The sequence below is a fragment of the Psychromonas sp. Urea-02u-13 genome (assembly GCF_002835995.1).
Lineage (GTDB): Bacteria > Pseudomonadota > Gammaproteobacteria > Enterobacterales > Psychromonadaceae > Psychromonas.
In genome coordinates this window covers 1-339 of the sequence record NZ_PJBZ01000304.1, presented here as the reverse complement: position 1 = coordinate 339, position 339 = coordinate 1, and the positions used below count along the sequence as shown (strand labels likewise).

The following is a 339-nucleotide window of genomic DNA, read 5'->3' as shown; positions in this document are numbered from 1 at the left end:
AATATTACCAAAACAAGGACTCTGCCAATACTCAAGTTCTTATGGTTAATTCTACAACACGTATTGCCAAAAGGATTACAACGCGTTAGGGATTACGGATTCTTAAGAGGCAATGCCAAACAGTTACGACTGCAAATCTTACTATTATTGGGCATAAATATCGATACAGTTTCGACACCTCAAAAGAGCAAACAGTCAAAGTGCATTTGCCCATATTGTCAGCATCAAATGAGTTTTATGGGAATGAATCGACTGAGAGGTTAACGTGTCACCAAGCTTGATCTTAAGTGATCGTTTAATGGGAAGGATGAAATCTGAGATAAAGAGGTGTAATGGCAT

The 339-nt window shown here is 38.1% G+C and carries 1 protein-coding gene; it reads left to right on the top strand.

The features are described 5' to 3' along the window. Positions 1 to 264: transposase (locus tag CXF74_RS22960; RefSeq protein ID WP_442965971.1), on the top strand; the 264-nt coding region annotated here is incomplete at its 5' end. Positions 265 to 339 lie beyond the last annotated feature (75 nt).